The organism is Streptomyces beijiangensis (assembly GCF_017315755.1).
GTDB classification, from domain to species: Bacteria; Actinomycetota; Actinomycetes; order Streptomycetales; family Streptomycetaceae; genus Streptomyces; species Streptomyces beijiangensis.
The window spans coordinates 1-227 of the sequence record NZ_JAFLRJ010000853.1 but is presented as its reverse complement, the minus strand read 5'-3'; the positions used below and the strand labels follow the sequence as shown (position 1 = coordinate 227).

1 protein-coding gene is annotated in these 227 nt (G+C 78.0%); it reads right to left on the bottom strand.

Annotated elements, in window-relative coordinates; genetic code table 11:
- Nucleotides 1–227 (bottom strand): hypothetical protein (locus J0695_RS39490; RefSeq protein WP_206969670.1); only part of this gene is annotated, 227 nt, incomplete at both ends.

Sequence of the window (227 nt, the reverse complement as noted above, 5' to 3'; positions counted from 1 at the left end):
CAGCCCGAGGCGGACGCCGAGCCGGGGCAGCGGCAGGTGCCAGGTGCCCTCCGGGGTGACGGAGACGGTCAGGCGCAGCCGGGTGCCGTCGCTGGTCCACCGGTACGACGTCGCCAGGCCCGCCTCCCGGCCGGCGGGGGCCACCCGGGTCCGTACCACCAGGGCGTCGTCCGTCGACTCGACCGCGTCCAGGCGGTGTTGCATGCGGTGCAGGCCCAGCGCGCGCC